General features: G+C 70.0%; 17 protein-coding genes. 11 read left to right on the top strand and 6 right to left on the bottom strand.

Annotated elements, in window-relative coordinates; all coding sequences use genetic code 11:
- Positions 1-64: 64 nt before the first annotated feature.
- From groL to CQ047_RS12235, 4 genes are all read right to left on the bottom strand, one after another.
- Complete coding sequence (gene groL / locus CQ047_RS12250; protein WP_105675629.1) at positions 65-1684, bottom strand: chaperonin GroEL; 1620 nt, start codon at positions 1682-1684, stop codon at positions 65-67.
- 124 nt (positions 1685-1808) lie between these two features.
- The gene (locus CQ047_RS12245; protein ID WP_308116175.1) at positions 1809-2387 is read right to left on the bottom strand and encodes a LytR C-terminal domain-containing protein; all 579 of its coding nucleotides are present in this window, start codon (positions 2385-2387) and stop codon (positions 1809-1811) included.
- A gap of 68 nt (positions 2388-2455) precedes the next feature.
- Positions 2456-2713: a DUF3263 domain-containing protein gene (locus CQ047_RS12240; RefSeq protein WP_105675625.1), complete on the bottom strand. Its 258-nt coding sequence runs from the start codon at positions 2711-2713 to the stop codon at positions 2456-2458.
- A 9-nt stretch (positions 2714-2722) separates the two neighbouring features.
- Positions 2723-3715, bottom strand: a complete 993-nt coding sequence (locus tag CQ047_RS12235) for a DUF2332 domain-containing protein (protein ID WP_105675623.1) — start codon at positions 3713-3715, stop codon at positions 2723-2725.
- Between the two features lie 56 nt (positions 3716-3771).
- Here CQ047_RS12235 and msrB point away from each other — a divergent pair, with 56 nt between their 5' ends.
- Both msrB and CQ047_RS12225 read left to right on the top strand, forming a co-directional pair.
- Positions 3772-4176, top strand: a complete 405-nt coding sequence (gene msrB / locus CQ047_RS12230; RefSeq protein ID WP_105675621.1) for a peptide-methionine (R)-S-oxide reductase MsrB — start codon at positions 3772-3774, stop codon at positions 4174-4176.
- On the top strand, positions 4173-4727 hold the full coding sequence (locus CQ047_RS12225; RefSeq protein WP_105675619.1) for a nitroreductase family protein: 555 nt from the start codon (positions 4173-4175) through the stop codon (positions 4725-4727). The genes msrB and CQ047_RS12225 overlap by 4 nt, the downstream gene beginning before the upstream one ends.
- Here CQ047_RS12225 and CQ047_RS12220 read toward each other — a convergent pair whose 3' ends face one another.
- A complete protein-coding gene (locus CQ047_RS12220; protein ID WP_105675703.1) occupies positions 4728-5666 on the bottom strand; it encodes a DMT family transporter in 939 nt (312 codons plus the stop codon).
- A 53-nt stretch (positions 5667-5719) separates the two neighbouring features.
- Here CQ047_RS12220 and CQ047_RS12215 point away from each other — a divergent pair, with 53 nt between their 5' ends.
- From CQ047_RS12215 to CQ047_RS12180, 8 genes are all read left to right on the top strand, one after another.
- Entirely contained in the window at positions 5720-6376 is a 657-nt protein-coding gene (locus CQ047_RS12215) for an SOS response-associated peptidase family protein (protein ID WP_105675617.1), read from the top strand.
- Position 6377: 1 nt separating this feature from the next.
- Positions 6378-6761: an MmcQ/YjbR family DNA-binding protein gene (locus CQ047_RS12210; protein ID WP_105675615.1), complete on the top strand. Its 384-nt coding sequence runs from the start codon at positions 6378-6380 to the stop codon at positions 6759-6761.
- 156 nt (positions 6762-6917) lie between these two features.
- Positions 6918-7634, top strand: coding sequence for a response regulator transcription factor (locus CQ047_RS12205; RefSeq protein ID WP_105675613.1), 717 nt, complete (start codon positions 6918-6920; stop codon positions 7632-7634).
- A gap of 271 nt (positions 7635-7905) precedes the next feature.
- Complete coding sequence (locus CQ047_RS12200; RefSeq protein ID WP_105675611.1) at positions 7906-9699, top strand: sigma-70 family RNA polymerase sigma factor; 1794 nt, start codon at positions 7906-7908, stop codon at positions 9697-9699.
- A gap of 83 nt (positions 9700-9782) precedes the next feature.
- Positions 9783-10694, top strand: a complete 912-nt coding sequence (locus tag CQ047_RS12195; protein WP_105675701.1) for an ABC transporter ATP-binding protein — start codon at positions 9783-9785, stop codon at positions 10692-10694.
- Positions 10691-11503 carry an ABC transporter permease gene (locus tag CQ047_RS12190; RefSeq protein ID WP_105675609.1) on the top strand — a complete coding sequence of 271 codons (813 nt, stop codon included), beginning with the start codon at positions 10691-10693 and terminating at the stop codon, positions 11501-11503. The genes CQ047_RS12195 and CQ047_RS12190 overlap by 4 nt, the downstream gene beginning before the upstream one ends.
- A 9-nt stretch (positions 11504-11512) precedes the next feature.
- Entirely contained in the window at positions 11513-12772 is a 1260-nt protein-coding gene (locus CQ047_RS12185) for a sensor histidine kinase (RefSeq protein WP_105675608.1), read from the top strand.
- On the top strand, positions 12772-13467 hold the full coding sequence (locus CQ047_RS12180) for a response regulator transcription factor (protein WP_105675606.1): 696 nt from the start codon (positions 12772-12774) through the stop codon (positions 13465-13467). Before CQ047_RS12185 ends, CQ047_RS12180 begins: the two co-directional genes overlap by 1 nt.
- Here the strand turns inward: CQ047_RS12180 and CQ047_RS12175 are convergent.
- Positions 13464-14417: an aldo/keto reductase gene (locus tag CQ047_RS12175; protein WP_105675604.1), complete on the bottom strand. Its 954-nt coding sequence runs from the start codon at positions 14415-14417 to the stop codon at positions 13464-13466. The two genes, CQ047_RS12180 and CQ047_RS12175, sit on opposite strands and share 4 nt — an antisense overlap.
- Positions 14418-14771: 354 nt before the next feature.
- Here CQ047_RS12175 and CQ047_RS19120 point away from each other — a divergent pair, with 354 nt between their 5' ends.
- Positions 14772-14915, top strand: coding sequence for a hypothetical protein (locus CQ047_RS19120; RefSeq protein WP_258132616.1), 144 nt, complete (start codon positions 14772-14774; stop codon positions 14913-14915).
- Positions 14916-14981: the final 66 nt, after the last annotated feature.

Here is a 14981-nt window from a genome sequence, read left to right as displayed (position 1 = left end):
CCCCTGGAATGCAGAAACGCCCCGGCCGAGGCCGGGGCGTTTCTGTCAGTGCGGCTGGTGTGGATCAGAAGTCCATGCCACCGGACGGGTCGCCCATGGGGGCGGCGGCCTTCTCGGGCTTGTCGGCGACGACGACCTCGGTGGTGAGGAAGAGGCCGGCGATCGACGCCGCGTTCTGCAGAGCCGAACGCGTGACCTTGGCCGGGTCGATGATGCCCGCTGCGAACATGTCGACGTACTCGCCGGTCGCAGCGTTCAGGCCGTGACCCGAGGCCAGCTCGGCGACCTTGTTCGCAACGACACCCGGCTCGAGACCGGCGTTGAGAGCGATCTGCTTCAGCGGAGCCTCGATCGCGACGCGAACGATGTTCGCACCGGTCGCCTCGTCACCCGTGAGGGTGAGAGCGTCGAGAGCCTTGGTGCCCGACTGGATGAGCGCGACGCCACCACCGGGGACGATGCCCTCCTCGACGGCTGCCTTCGCGTTGCGGACGGCGTCCTCGATGCGGTGCTTGCGCTCCTTGAGCTCGACCTCGGTGGCCGCGCCCGCCTTGATGACGGCGACGCCGCCGGCGAGCTTGGCGAGGCGCTCCTGCAGCTTCTCGCGGTCGTAGTCGCTGTCGGTGTTCTCGATCTCGCGACGGATCTGGGTCACGCGACCCTCGATCTGCTCCGCCTCGCCCGCCCCCTCGACGATCGTGGTCTCGTCCTTGGTGACGATGACCTTGCGCGCACGGCCGAGCAGGTCGAGCGTGGCGTTCTCGAGCTTGAGGCCCACCTCTTCGGTGATGACCTGTCCGCCGGTGAGGATCGCGATGTCCTGCAGCTGCGCCTTGCGACGGTCGCCGAAGCCGGGAGCCTTGACGGCGACCGACTTGAAGATGCCCTTGAGCTTGTTCAGCACGAGCGTCGCGAGAGCCTCGCCCTCGACGTCCTCGGCGATGATGACGAGCTCCTTGCCGTCCTGGATCACCTTGTCGACGATGGGCAGGAGATCCTTGATGTTGGAGACCTTCTGGTTCGCGATGAGGATGTACGGGTCCTCGAAGACAGCCTCCTGGCGCTCCGGGTCCGTCACGAAGTAGGGGTTCAGGTAGCCCTTGTCGAAGCGCATGCCCTCGGTGAGCTCGAGCTCGGTGCCGAAGGTCTGCGACTCCTCGACGGTGACGACACCCTCCTTGCCGACCTTGTCGATCGCCTCGGCGATGAGCTCGCCGATCGCGGGGTCGGCTGCGGAGATGGACGCCGTGGCGGCGATCTGCTCCTTGGACTCGATCTCCTTGGCGCTGCTCAGCAGCTCCTCGGTGATCGCCGCGACGGCCTTCTCGATGCCGCGCTTGAGCGAGATCGGGTCGGCGCCGGCCGCGACGTTGCGCAGGCCTTCGCGGACGAGGGCCTGTGCGAGGACCGTGGCGGTGGTGGTGCCGTCGCCGGCGACGTCATCGGTCTTCTTGGCGACCTCCTTGACGAGCTCCGCACCGATCTTCTCGTACGGGTCGTCCAGCTCGATCTCCTTGGCGATGGACACGCCGTCGTTCGTGATGGTGGGGGCGCCCCACTTCTTCTCGAGCACGACGTTGCGGCCACGCGGGCCGAGGGTCACCTTGACCGCGTCGGCGAGGATGTTGAGGCCGCGCTCGAGGCCGCGGCGGGCCTCCTCATCGAAAGCGATGATCTTTGCCATGAGTTTTGTCGTCCCTCCTGGACGTAGACGTTGGGTTTAGCACTCAGAGTGAGAGAGTGCTAACGCCATTCTGGCACTCGACACCTTCGAGTGCAAGCCGCGAGGAGGGTGCGCCGCCGACCGATCAGGGGGCCGGAGTCTCCTCCGTGGTGGCCGGGGCGGAGGACGAGCGGTCGAGGCCGATGACGACGGTCAGCTGCTTGCCCCCGGTCTCGTTCATGGAGGCGTAGAAGTCGCTCTTCTGCACATCCGCTCCGCCGATGAGGTTGGCGAGCCCGATGGCCGCGAGCTCGTCCGCGTCGTCGACGTAGTACACGGTCGTCGTGGCGAAGTCCTTGCTGGCGCTCTCGGTGGCGGAGACCTTGTCGGCTGTCCATCCGCTGTCGATGAGCTTCGCCCGGATCTGAGCCTCGAGGCCCTCCTCCGGAGTCGCGTTCAGGATCATCACCGAGTAGGCGGTGTCGACGACGCCGGTCTCGACCGGCGTCGGCGTCGACGACGGCACGGCCTCGGGGAAGAGCGTGATGCGGCCCATGACGACGAGCGAGCCGAAGATGCCCGCGATGATCAGCACCAGCGCGGCCACGAACGACCAGAGCAGCACGACCCAGCCGTTCATGCCGGGGGCTTCGGCGCGATGCGCTCCTACACGTCCTGCGGAGTGGGGGACGTCGTCGAATCGGTCACGAGTGGGCTTGGACACCACTCGATGCTAGCGGCACCCGCCTGTGCGTCCGCATCACGACGGGGGCGGCGTCCGAAACCGCGGACTCAGCCGACGAAGCCGGGAGTCCTGGCCGAGCGCTGCAGCGCACGGGACTCCCTGATCCGACGGAGCCTGCCGACGAGCATCGGATCGTACGCCATCGCGGCGTCGGAGTCGATCAGTCGACCGAGCAGCTGGTAGTAGCGCGCCGAGCTCATGCCGAGCTGCGCGCGGATCACTTCTTCCTTCGCGCCGCTGTGCCGTGGCCACACGGTCTCCAACGCGAGGATCGCGCGATCGCGCTCGGTCATCTCTCCCAGCATGAGAACAGGTTAGATCGCCGCGACGCCATCGCCGCCGCGCCACTCCCACCATCGTCCGAGCGGATCAGCCGCGGCCCGCACCCTGCCGTCCAGCGCGACGACGAAACCGCTCCAGGATCCGTCGTGGACGGGGGGCTCCCAGACATCGAGGAGAGCCGGCGGATCGATGGTGATCCACCTGGCCGGGAGCGCGCGGATGGCCTCGACGAGCGCGAGCCTCTGCTCCCGGGGGATGTGCACCAGCACGCCGGGGGTGGTGATGACGAGCGTCGCACCGTCCGGCGCCTCCGCGGCGAGCGCGTCGATCCGCTCCAGGGCGTCGCCGGCGATGAGGTGGGGAGGGTCGGATGCGGCGATGTCGAGCGCCGCCGTGACGCGCTGCTCGCGCCCCTCCTCCCCTGGCCAGACGAGGCCCTGCAGCCAGCGGCGATCGCGGTCGTCGGACGCGTCGAGGGGCGCGAGGTCGATGCCGGCGCGCCACACGACCTCCGGCAGCCGCAGGGGTGGAATCGCACCGTCGACCACGCTCTCCAGCACGACGGCCGACGGGCCGTCCACCGGGTCGAGCGATCGCCGCGGCATCCCCTCCTCGTCGACGAACCGATAGGAGTACCGGTCGGGATACAGGCAGAGCCCTGCCGAAGCGCCGATCTCGAGCAGCGCGATGGGGCCCTCGATCTCGCTGAGCACGGGGAGCAGCGGTGCGAGGCGGAGGGGCTCGTTGGTCTGGAGCCGTCTCGCCGTGCACTCCGCGACGATCTCCTCGGCATGCGCGAGCACGAACCCCCGCCAGGCGCCGTACGCGGTCAGATCCGCGCCGAGCATCCGCGTGACGGCGAAGACCAGCGGCGGCTGGCGACGGTTCTCGGGTATGCGCGACAGCACGTCTCGCACCGCCGCGTCGCCGGCGACCCCGAACGCCCACTCGGCGTAGAGATCGCTCCGACCTGGCGCCTCCTGCTCGGCGAATCGGGCGTAGCGCTCCTGCACGGCATCCGTCATCCGTCCATTCTGTCGCGACGGACCCCGTTCACAGCCGGACGCGCGAGAATGGAGGCATGGCGTACAGCGTGGACAAGACAGAAGAAGAGTGGCGCGACGAGCTCGGCGCGGATCAGTACGCCGTGCTGCGTCAAGCGGCGACCGAGCGCGCCTGGACCGGCGAGCTGCTGGACGAGAAGCGCGCTGGCCTCTACACGTGCGGTGCGTGCGGTGCGGAGCTGTTCAAGAGCGGCACGAAGTTCGACTCCGGTTGCGGGTGGCCGAGCTTCTACGAGTCCATCCGTCCGGAGGCCGTCGAGCTCATCGAGGACACGACGCTCGGCATGGTCCGCACGGAGGTGCGCTGCGCGCACTGCGGCTCGCACCTCGGGCATGTCTTCCCCGACGGGTTCGGAACGCCCACCGGCGACCGCTACTGCATGAACTCGATCGCCCTGAACTTCACCCCGGACGCCGAGTGAGCGCGCTGGAGGCGGTCCGCTCCCGTCAGTCCTGGTCCAAGGTCACCGAGCTCGCGCCCAACCGCGAGGAGCTGCTGCAGCTCGTGGCGGCCGCCGGGCGCGTCGCCGACCACTCGTCGCTGCGCCCGTGGCGTCTGATCGAACTCCGCGGCGCCGACCGCGAGGTGCTGGGTGCGGCGATCGCGAAGGCCGAGGGCGACAAGTCGCCGTCGTCCAAGCCGCTGCGCGCGCCGCTGCTGATCGCCGTGGTCGCCAGCTACCGCAAGAGCGACAAGGTGCCGCGGTGGGAGCAGGAGTCCGTGGCGTCCGGTGTGGCCCACACGCTGAGCCTGCTGCTGGACGAGGCGGGGTGGGGCGTCCTGTGGCGCACCGGCCACTACACGCGCTCCAAGGCCGTCGCCAAGGCGCACGGTCTCGGCAAGGACGAGGAGCTGCTCGGCTGGCTCTACGTCGGCGGCAAACCGGCGGGCAAGCGTCCCGGTCGGCGCAAGCCCGTCGACGCGCGCAAGCTCGTGACGCGGATGCCGAAGAAGAAGGACAAGAAGAAGTAGTCAGCGCGCGCGCCGACGCGGCACGGCCACGACGACCGATCCGACGGCGACGACGACCATCGCCGCGAGCTGCCAGAGAACGGGACCCGCCTCCACCGGCCAGATCAGATCGATGACGACGGATGCCGTGAGCTGACCGAGCACGGAGCCGAGCCCCATCAGGAGCACCCCGGTGTGCGCGACGATGAAGGCCCCGAGCAGGATGTAGGCGAAGCCGAGGAATCCGCCGAGGTACAGCCACGGCTCGGCGGGCGGCGGCTGCGGCATCCCCCTGACGGCGATGCTGACGCCCGCGGCGAGCGCGAGGGCGACGGTCCCGGCGATGAAGCTCATCAGCGTCGCCGTGATCGGCGATTGCACGCGCTGCGCGAGCCTGCCGTTGGTCGCTGCCTGCCAGGCGATGCCGACCCCTGTCGCGAACGGCAGGAGGAGCATCCACAGCGGCGCGGTGGAGAGCACGTCGCCGGAGAGCGAGATGCCGACGGCGGCGAGGGCCAGCGCCCCTCCGAGGACCCGCCCTGGGGTCACCGCCACGACACCGGCCGGGCCGAATCCGATGCGGTCGAGCACCAGGCCGTGCAGCGTCTGCCCCGCGACGACGCCCACGGTGAAGAGCGAGACGCCGAGGACTCCGGCGGTGATGCCCTGGGTGGAGACGGTGAGCGCGCCGCAGGCACCGCCGAGCAGCATCCAGAACGGGATCGTGCCTCCGCGGACGCCCGTCCACAGCCGCACCGCGCCACGGCGGGCCGACGGGATGCACGGGATGACGACGACGAGCACGAGGAGTCCGACGGAGAACGAGATGAATCCGGCGACGATCCCGTTGTCCACCTCGACGCCGAGCACGCCGTTGACGCGCGCCTGGACGGCCGTCATCACGCCGATCGCGACCGCTCCGCCGAGTGCAAGCGGAGCGGGCAGGGAGCGCTTCTCGATCACCTGTCGACCCTACCCGAGCCCGTGTCGGGGGCCGGGTCTACTCTGGCAGCATGTGCGCGAGCTACGGCCTTGACCCCCGTTTCACCGACAGCGACGATCTGCTCGACTCCGCCGAGCAGGCGGTGCTCGATGCTCTGCGCACCTGGGCCGACCGCAACGCCGGCGAGACCGTGCGCCCCACCGGGAGGAACCTCCGCAACCTCAATCCGATCCTCCTCGACGACGACGGCTCGACGGCCGTCGAACCGGCGTGGTGGGGCTTCCTGGTCGACGGCCAGCCCGCGAGGTTCCCGTCCATCAACACGCGGTCGGAACGGCTCCAGGAGCGCCCCGGCAGCCTGCGCTCGCGCGCGCTCGTTCCGGCGACGGGATGGTACGAGCTCAAGAAGCCCGAACGGGTCTGGCACGAGTTCGGGCTCGACGGCGGCGGGCTCTTCGGCATGGCCGCCGTCACACAGCGCGGTCGCACCGACGACGGCGAGTGGTACACGTGCTATTCGATCGTCATGCGCCCTGCACCCGCGCACCTGGTCGGCATCCACGACCGGATGCCCGTGCTCATCCCCACCTCGTTCGCTCAGGACTGGCTGCGCGCGCAGGGCGACCGCGAGCTCATCGATGAGGCGCTGCTGGCGGCGGCATCCCTCGATGAGCGGGTCGTCGCGGTGCCCCGTGCCGACGACAAGGGCACGGACCGGCTCTTCTGACATGGATGCCGCAGAACTGATCGCCCTGGCGTCCGCGCGTGCCGAGGAGCTCCCCGGGTCGGAGCGGGAGAACCCGTTCGGCCCGGAGTGGGACGTGTTCAAGGTCCGCGGCAGGGTGTTCCTGCTGACCCCGCTCGACGGCACGGGGCGGGTGACGCTGAAATCTCACCCCGATGATGCGGTGGCCCTGCGGGAGACGTTCGCCGACATCGTCCCGGGCTACCACATGAACAAGAAGCACTGGATCACGCTGCTGCCCGGGCCATCGCTGGAGGCGGATCTCATCTCCGAGCTGGTGACGGAGTCGTACCTCCTCGTGGTCGAGAAGCTGCCGCGAGCGCAGCGTCCGGTCGACCCGGCGATCTTCGGTCGACCGCCCGCCTGACAGTGTCCGTGACCCCTTTTGGGGGTCAGGCATGACCCCCGCGTCACTTTTCACGCCGAACGTGCACCTTCCCTGTAAGGGAGCATCCGGATCCGGTCCCCAGCAGGTCACCCGAGCCCTGCCGAACGGATGCTCCCGCTACCAGGGGAGGTATCGATGCGGAACGACCGTGTCGACGCGCGGCGAGTGCGCCGCGCCGCGGTGGTGGAGGAGTCGGTGCTGCAGCGCACGCGCGCGGCGCAGCTGCTGGCGAACGATCTGAAGCTCGAGGTGGTGCATACGGGCGCGACGCTCCCGATGTTCATGGCCTGGCTCAAGCGCACGGATCGGACGCGGTGGCCGCATCTGCTCGTGCTGGATCTGCCGACCGACGTCGATCCGCCGCGCGATCTCGACCTCATCGCCGCGCTGCGCGACGCCGGCATGCGCGTGCTCGTGCTCTCTGCTCTGCGCAACCGCAGCGCCGCGCGCAGGCTGGTCGAACTCGGCATCGACGCCGTGGTGTCGACCTCGGACGGGGAGGACGAGTTCCTGCTCGCCGCCGACGCCGCGCTGGCCGGGGGGACGATGATCACCGCACGCGCTCAGGCGACGATCCACGGCGCGGATCAGACTCTTCGACTGAGCAGGCAGGAGGAGCGGGCGCTGGCGCTGTACGCCTCGGGCCTCACGATCGCGGAGGTGGCGGAGCGCATCGGCGTGCGGCACGACACCGCCAGAAAGTACCTGAAGCGCGTGCGGGACAAGTACACGGTGATCGGGCGTCCTGCGCGATCCAAGCTGGAGCTTGCGCGCATCGCCTGGGCCGAGGGATACCTCGTCGCCGAGTCCGACCGCGCCGTGCGATCGAGTCCGGCGACCGCCGCCGGATAGCGGCGGACCGGCGCGTCACCTTTCCGCCCTCCTCCGCTCCTTCCCTATGGGAATCGATCACGGGAGCCCTCCCCCCGCGGTGCCCAGGGTGCAGCCCTTCCCCCGGCCGACGTCGTTCGGCGGACGCGTGGGGCGTCCGGTGGGGCTGCACCGACGCACGCGACTCCTATCATGAGGAGAAGTCCAATCGACCGCCCGTCGCCCACCCGGCGCGAGCGATCGATCGTCTGCTCGTCGGGGGAATGAGCGTGCGTTTTCTGGGAGGGAAAGCGTGGAAGATTCTCGTGGCGACGCCGAGTTGCTCCGCGCCCTGCGCGACGGTGATCGCGATGCGTACGTCGTGCTGTGGGAGCGGCACATCGGCGCCGCCCTGCGGCAGGCGTCGCGGCTGCTCCCCTCTCGTGCCGAGGACCTCGTTTCGGAGGCGTTCCTCGCGATCTATCAGCAGGTCACGACCACCGACAAGGGTCCGGAGTTCGCGTTCCGGTCGTATCTGAAGGCGGTCATCCGCAACATCGCGATCCGATGGCGCACGGAGGCGTACCGCGTCGACGATACGGCCGACGCCGATCGCATCGACTTCCGCGACGCCCTGAGCCTGGTCGAGCGCGAAGCCGACGCCAACGAGCTCCTCGGTGCTTTCCAGGAGCTGCCGGAGCGCTGGCAGCGCGTGCTGTGGCTGGCGGAGGTCGCCGACGTCGCACGTCCCGAGATCGCCAAGGAGCTCGGGATCAGACCGAACGCCGTGTCCGCACTCCATCGCAGGGCGCGATCGGGGCTGAGGTTCCAGTGGCTCACGAAGCAGGTCCCCGCGTTGCTGCGCGATGATCCCGATCACGTCGCGCGGCTCCTCCCCCGCCATCTCACCGAGCCCGACGATGCCGACCTCACGGCCGAGATCTCCGCCCACGTGGACTCGTGCGTCCGATGCGGCGAGCTGCTGCTGAGCCTGCGCAGCGATGCCCGCCGCCTGCAGGGCGTCACGCTCTCCGCCGTCGGCTTCGGCGCCCTCGGCGTCGCGATCCCGTCGGGCTCCGCGCTGGCCCCCGGCACGGCGGCAGCGGCAGCGCTCATCACGGCGTCGACGGGCTTCGGGGTGGCCAGCCTCCTCGCCGGCGGAGTGGGCGCGTTCTCGATCGGCGGACTGCTCCTCGCGGCGATCCTGGTGGGCGCCCCCGTGGAGGCGGCGCCCTCGGCGATCGACGCGACCTCTTCGCGTCCGGTGGTCACCGCCCCGCAGACCGCCGGGCCGCGGTCCGGGGGGACGGATGCGCTCCCGTCGTCGGCTCCGACGACGGGACCTCACGCCCCGACCCTCGGACGCCGCAACGCCGACCCCTCCATCGATTCCGTCGATCTCGTCAACGATCCGGACGCCGATCTGCCGACGGCTCCCGATCGCCCGCAGACCGCGCCCGGCACGACCCCCGGACCGGCGGAGGAGCCGACATCCGCGCTGACACCCGGCGTCACCACTCCGTCCGGGTACTCGGGCTACCTTCCGCCGACGCTGGCGGGCACGGCGACGCCCGGGTCCGCCGTCGCCGTCGAGGTCGACGGTCGGCGGTACACACCTGCCGTCGCCGCGGACGGCGCCTGGACGTTCGAGCCCCGTGCCCTCCAGCTCGCCGCCGGGACATACGACTACCGCGCCTGGTCCTTCGACGCCGAGAACCAGTCGCCGGCCACGACGGGCAGCTTCACCGTGCTGCCCATCGTCGTGGCCGGGTTCGAAGAGCTCACGGGAATGGAGGACATGCTGGTCGAGGAGGCCAGCACCACCGGGATCGTGATCTCGGCCACGGGTCCCGCGAACGGACGGATCTACGTCTCGACGATGGAGGGGCACACGGCGGTCTTCGCACTCGACGCGACAGGGCACGCGGTCAAGCGGCTGCGCATGAATGCGGTCGGCTGGTACTGGTTCACCTTCCGCGCCCTGGACGCCGACGGCTTCTGGGGGCCTCCAGAGGAGCATGCGGCCGATGTCTACGACCCTGACGTGATCTTCGGTCCGTGGGGCCCTGATCCCGAGGACATGACCTTCGACATCGTCGATCCGTAGTCCGTCGCACGGGGGATGCCGCCGCCGAGAACGGTACCTGAGGAGGACGCGAGGTCGAGATGCCGCCGCCTAGCGTGGAGGGCATGATCACAGCTGAAGGCCTCACGAAGAGGTTCGGAGACAAGACCGCCGTCCAGGACGTGTCGTTCACGGTCAAGCCGGGAAGCGTCACCGGCTTCCTCGGGCCGAACGGCGCGGGCAAGTCCACCACCATGCGCATGATCGTCGGTCTCGACCAGCCGACGTCGGGCCGCGCGACGATCGCCGGGCGCGAGTACCGCAAGCTGAAGGCGCCGCTGACCGAGGTCGGCGTGCTCCTCGATGCGAAGGCCGTCCACACCGGACGCACGGCGCGGAACCACCTGCGGGCGATGGCCGCGACGCACGGCATCCCCTCCTCCCGGGTCGACGAGGTCATCGATCTCGCCGGCATCGGCCCCGTCGCCCGCAAGCGTGCGGGCGGGTTCTCGCTCGGCATGGGACAGCGGCTCGGCATCGCCTCGGCTCTGCTCGGCGACCCGCACACCCTGATCCTCGACGAGCCCGTCAACGGCCTCGACCCCGAGGGTGTGCGCTGGGTGCGTCAGTTCGTCCGCCATGCCGCCTCCGAGGGGCGCACCGTGCTGCTGTCGAGCCACCTCATGAGCGAGATGGCGCAGACCGCCGACCACGTCATCGTCATGGGACGAGGACAGGTCCTCGCCGACGCTCCGCTCGCCGAGCTGGTGCGCGCATGGACGACCAACACCGTGCGCGTGCGCACCCCCCGCGCAGCCGACCTCGCCGCGGCCGTCGCCGGTCCCGCGGTCGAGATCGTGACCACCGAGCCCGGTCTCCTCGACATCGTCGGGCTCCCGGCATCCCGCATCGGCGACCTCGCCGCCGATCGCGGCATCCCGCTGCACGAGCTCACCCCGACCACCGGTTCGCTGGAGGACGCCTACCTGGCGCTCACCGGCGATTCCGTCGAGTACCGCACCAAGGAGATCTCATGACCGCCGTCCAGGCCGCTCCTGCGGCTCCCGTCCGCACGAGCTCCGGCCAGCGCCTGACGTTCCTCCGCGCACTGAAGGGCGAGTGGATCAAGCTCGCGACCGTCCGTTCGACCTGGTGGTCGATCGCGATCACCGCCGTCCTCACGATCGGCATCGCGATGCTCATCGCCCAGGCCATCGACGTTCCGGGCTTCGACCCCATCAACGCCGTGGTCATGCCGATCCAGTTCACGATGCTCCTCGCGGGCATCCTCGGCGCGATCTCGGTCACCGGCGAGTACTCCACCGGCATGATCCGCTCTACGCTGACCGCCAACCCCGTGCGCGGCTCCGTCCTCGCCGCGAAGGCCACCGTGCTCGCCGCGTTCCTGTTCGTGTCGTCGCTGATCATCTTCGGCGCCGCTGCGCTCGCGGTGTCGCTCGTGGTCTCCGGTCGTGAGCAGAGCATCGACTGGTCCGACGCATCCGCCTCGCTCCTGCCGATCCTGGTCTCGTCGCTCGCCATGGCTGTGTTCGCCCTGATCGGCGTGGCGTTCGGATTCATCCTGCGCTCCGGCGCAGGCGCCATCGCGGCGACGGTCGGTCTGCTGTTCGTGCTGCCGATCGTGGCGAACTTCTTCGCCTTCGCCGGCGAGACGTGGAAGTGGGTGATGGATGCCGCGACCTACCTGCCCGTCGCGGCCGCGCAGAGCGCGATCCTCCCCGACGGCGCCACGCTCGAGGGACCTGTGCCCTACCTGACGCTGGCCGGCTGGGTGGTCGCTGGCATGCTCGGCGCCTGGGCGGTGCTGCGCACTCGCGACGCGTAGAGTCGCTCCGTGAAGAAGACGCGCAGCCGCAGCGCCGACGTCCGCGAGGACGACGGGCTGCGGCTGCCGCGTCCTCCCGGGCTGTTCCGCCGCTTCTGGGCACGGCACCCACTCTTCGCGGATGTGCTGATCGCCCTGTTCTGTCTGCTGGTCTCGATCGTTCCCAGCCGAGACTCCTCCCCCGATCTCCCCGAGCCGTTCGGGATCGTCATCGCGGTGCTGATCCCGCTCTCGGTCCTCGTCGCCTGCGTCACGCTGCTCTTCCGGCGCCGGCATCCGATCGTCGCGTTCGCCGCGGCGTTCGCCGCCGAGGTGCTCTTCCTCTTCCTCGGTGCTCCCGGGGGGACGCCCATGGTCACGGTGGCGGCGTACTCCCTCGCCGTGTACGTGTCGACCCGCGCCGCCTGGGCGGGACTCGGGTACGGGCTGGCCGGGCTGGCCGTCGTCGCCGGAGGGCTGGCGGGGGTCGGAGCGATCTCGCTCCAGACCGCCCTGAACGCGCTGATCGGAAACCTGGTGGTCGCCCTCATCGGCACGCTCATCGGCATCAACGTTGGTGGCCGCAAACGCTACGTCGCTGCGATCATCGACCGCTCACGGCAGCTGCTCATCGAACGAGACCAGCAGGCTCAGCTGGCTGCGGCCGCCGAGCGGGCACGGATCGCCCGGGAGATGCACGACATCGTCTCGCACTCGCTCACCGTGATCGTCGCCCTCTCGGAGGGAGCCGCGGCCACGCCGGATGCCGCCCGCGCCCGCGCCGCGGCGACCGCCGCCGCCGACACCGCCCGCTCCGCCCTGGGCGAGATGCGCTCGATGCTCGGCGTGCTGCGCGACGATGACGCTCCGCTGCCGCTGGCGCCCATCACGGCGCCTGCTCCGCACGACACGGTGGTGAACGCGCAGCGGGCGGGTTTCCCCGTCACCCTCTCCACCTCCGGGAGCGCGGAGCTGAGCCCCGCGATCGAGCACGCGGTCTCCCGCATCGTGCAGGAGGGCGTGACGAACGCGATGAGACACGCCCCTACGGCCAAGACGATCGCCGTGCGGGTCGAGAACTCCGCCGACGACGTGACGATCGAGATCGTCAACGACGGAGCCGTGCCCTCCACCGCGCCGTCGGGGTTCGGGCTCAGGGGGCTGGCCGAGCGGGTCGCGCACGTGCAGGGCCGCATCGACTACGGTCGCGCGGAGGGCTCCCGGTGGCGGCTGCGCGCGACGATTCCCCTCGACACCAGGACAGCGGACGATTCGGAGAAGAGGAAGTGATGACAGAGCAGATCAGCGTGCTCCTCGTCGATGACCAGGAGCTGATCCGGCTCGGATTCCGCATGGTGATCGAGGCAGAGAGCGACCTCGTCGTGATCGGAGAGGCCGGCGACGGCCGCACGGCGATCGCCCAGACCGCCGCGCTCCGGCCCGACGTCGTCCTCATGGACATCCGGATGCCGGGCCTCGACGGCATCGCGGCGACCGAGGCCATCGTGCGCGATCATCCCGGCACCCGCGTGCTGGTGCTCACCACGTTCGACCTCGACGAGTACGCCTTCGGGGCGATCCGCGCCGGAGCCAGCGGTTTCCTGCTGAAGGACGCCCAGCGCCACGAGATGATCGCCGCCGTCCGCGCGGTGCACCGCGGAGACGCGGCGCTGTCGCCCCGGGTCACGCGGATGCTGCTCGACCACGTCTCCCCGCAGCTGGGCGCGTCGAAGAGCGAGGAACCGCATGCGGAGGATGCCGAGCTGCTCCGCGCCCTCACCGATCGTGAGAACGACGTCTTCCTCGCGATCGCGCGGGGGCTCAGCAACGCCGAGATCGCCGATGCGCTCTTCGTGAGCGAGTCCACCGTGAAGACGCATGTCAGCCGCGTGCTGTCGAAGCTCGGGGCACGCGATCGGATCCACGCGGTGATCCTCGCCCACCGCCTCGGCATCGGAGGCGATGCCGAGGCGCCAAGCAGCTAGGCGCGCGCGGGCGTCCACTCCGAGACGCGGTTCAGGAGCCCCACCTCGTCGGCGGCGAGCTCGAGCCGCGCGCCGGCGAGCAGATCGGCGACCTGCTCCACCCTGCTCGCGCTCGCGATCGGGGCCGCGACCGTGGGCTGCGCCCGCAGCCACGCGAGAGACGTCGCCGCGATCGAGGCGCCGTGCGCGTTCCCGATCTCCTCCAGCGCGTCGATGATGCGCAGACCTGCCTCGGTCGCGTACTTCGCGGCGCCCGTGGCACGCGGCGACCCCTGGCCGTCGGCATCCGTCGAGCGGTACTTGCCCGTGAGGAATCCGCTCGCCAGGGAGTAGTACGGGACGAGTCCGAGACCGAACTCCTCCGCCACCGGGATGATGGTCTCCTCGACGTCGTTGCGGTGCACGAGGTTGTAGTGCGGCTGCACCGCGACGGGGAGGGCGACGCCGGTGCGCTGCGCGATCTCCACCCACTCGCGGATGCGCTCGGCCGAGTAGTTCGACACGGCGACGTGACGCACGAGCCCGTCGGCGACGAGCTGCCCGAAGGCTCCCACCGTCTCCTCGAGCGGAACGGTCTCGTCGTCGAAGTGCGCGTAGTACAGGTCGATCGCGTCGACGCCCAGGCGGCCCAGCGAGGCTTCGGCGGCGTTGCGGACGTTCGCGGCCGAGAGCCCGCGGAAGTCGGGGTGCTGACTCACCTTCGTGGCGACGACGACGCCCTCCGGCTTGCGGGAGGCGAGCCACTCGCCGATGATCGTCTCGCTCTCGCCGCCGCTGTTGCCCGGCACCCAGGCGCTGTACGCGTCGGCGGTGTCGATGAAGTCGCCGCCGCCCTCCGCGAAGGCGTCGAGGACGGCGAAGGAGGCGTCGCGGTCGGCGGTCCAGCCGAACACGTTGCCGCCGAGCGAGAGGGGGAAGACGTCGAGGTCACTGTTTCCGATGCGGGTCATGCTCGGCACAACCGGCGATGGGCGGCGGTTATTTCCGCTGTGACGCCGTGTTGCGATCCCCGTGAACTGAGCCGACTACGGGACTCGAACTCTACTTTGCGGCCCGCATATCTGCGGCACCCGCGGAAAGACGGGCACAATCACCCACCGTCACCCACCGATAACCGCGCTCAGGTGTGAGCAACCGTGGGCAGAACGTGGGCAAACCGCGCCGACCTCACGCAAGCGCGGGCCGCAGCTCGATCCCGCACGCGACGCGCAGCGACGGCATCCGCGGCGGGACGACCACCGACAGCGATGTCGGACGTCGCGACGTAGAATCGAACCTCTCGGCCGGAGGAAGGATCACCGGCAATGGGGAACCCTGGGGCGACGCTCTCCGCGTACCGCGACATGCAATCGCAGGCGCGATCGATCCTCGACGCCGCGAAGCACGGCCCGTTGCAATCGCTCACCGATCGCGAGATGGACGTGCGTGAGCAACCGATGACGATCTAAGCTCGTCCGCTCCACGCCGCTCGCCGCCGGGATCGAGTTCCGCGCCCGACGGGCAGACGTTCCGCT

Source organism: Microbacterium sp. MYb72 (assembly GCF_002979415.1).
GTDB lineage: Bacteria > Actinomycetota > Actinomycetes > Actinomycetales > Microbacteriaceae > Microbacterium > Microbacterium natoriense.
The sequence above is the reverse complement of the archived record's forward strand: the minus strand, read 5'-3'. Positions and strand labels throughout refer to the sequence as shown.

What these genes read in the sequence shown, in the direction of transcription:
- groL (WP_105675629.1), bottom strand. Translation starts at nt 1,684, where the DNA reads ATGGCAAAGATCATCGCTTTCGATGAGGAGGCCCGCCGCGGCCTCGAG.
- CQ047_RS12240 (WP_105675625.1), bottom strand. Translation starts at nt 2,713, where the DNA reads ATGCTGGGAGAGATGACCGAGCGCGATCGCGCGATCCTCGCGTTGGAG.
- CQ047_RS12235 (WP_105675623.1), bottom strand. Translation starts at nt 3,715, where the DNA reads ATGACGGATGCCGTGCAGGAGCGCTACGCCCGATTCGCCGAGCAGGAG.
- msrB (WP_105675621.1), top strand. Translation starts at nt 3,772, where the DNA reads ATGGCGTACAGCGTGGACAAGACAGAAGAAGAGTGGCGCGACGAGCTC.
- CQ047_RS12215 (WP_105675617.1), top strand. Translation starts at nt 5,720, where the DNA reads ATGTGCGCGAGCTACGGCCTTGACCCCCGTTTCACCGACAGCGACGAT.
- CQ047_RS12210 (WP_105675615.1), top strand. Translation starts at nt 6,378, where the DNA reads ATGGATGCCGCAGAACTGATCGCCCTGGCGTCCGCGCGTGCCGAGGAG.
- CQ047_RS12205 (WP_105675613.1), top strand. Translation starts at nt 6,918, where the DNA reads ATGCGGAACGACCGTGTCGACGCGCGGCGAGTGCGCCGCGCCGCGGTG.
- CQ047_RS12195 (WP_105675701.1), top strand. Translation starts at nt 9,783, where the DNA reads ATGATCACAGCTGAAGGCCTCACGAAGAGGTTCGGAGACAAGACCGCC.
- CQ047_RS12190 (WP_105675609.1), top strand. Translation starts at nt 10,691, where the DNA reads ATGACCGCCGTCCAGGCCGCTCCTGCGGCTCCCGTCCGCACGAGCTCC.
- CQ047_RS12180 (WP_105675606.1), top strand. Translation starts at nt 12,772, where the DNA reads ATGACAGAGCAGATCAGCGTGCTCCTCGTCGATGACCAGGAGCTGATC.
- CQ047_RS12175 (WP_105675604.1), bottom strand. Translation starts at nt 14,417, where the DNA reads ATGACCCGCATCGGAAACAGTGACCTCGACGTCTTCCCCCTCTCGCTC.
- CQ047_RS19120 (WP_258132616.1), top strand. Translation starts at nt 14,772, where the DNA reads ATGGGGAACCCTGGGGCGACGCTCTCCGCGTACCGCGACATGCAATCG.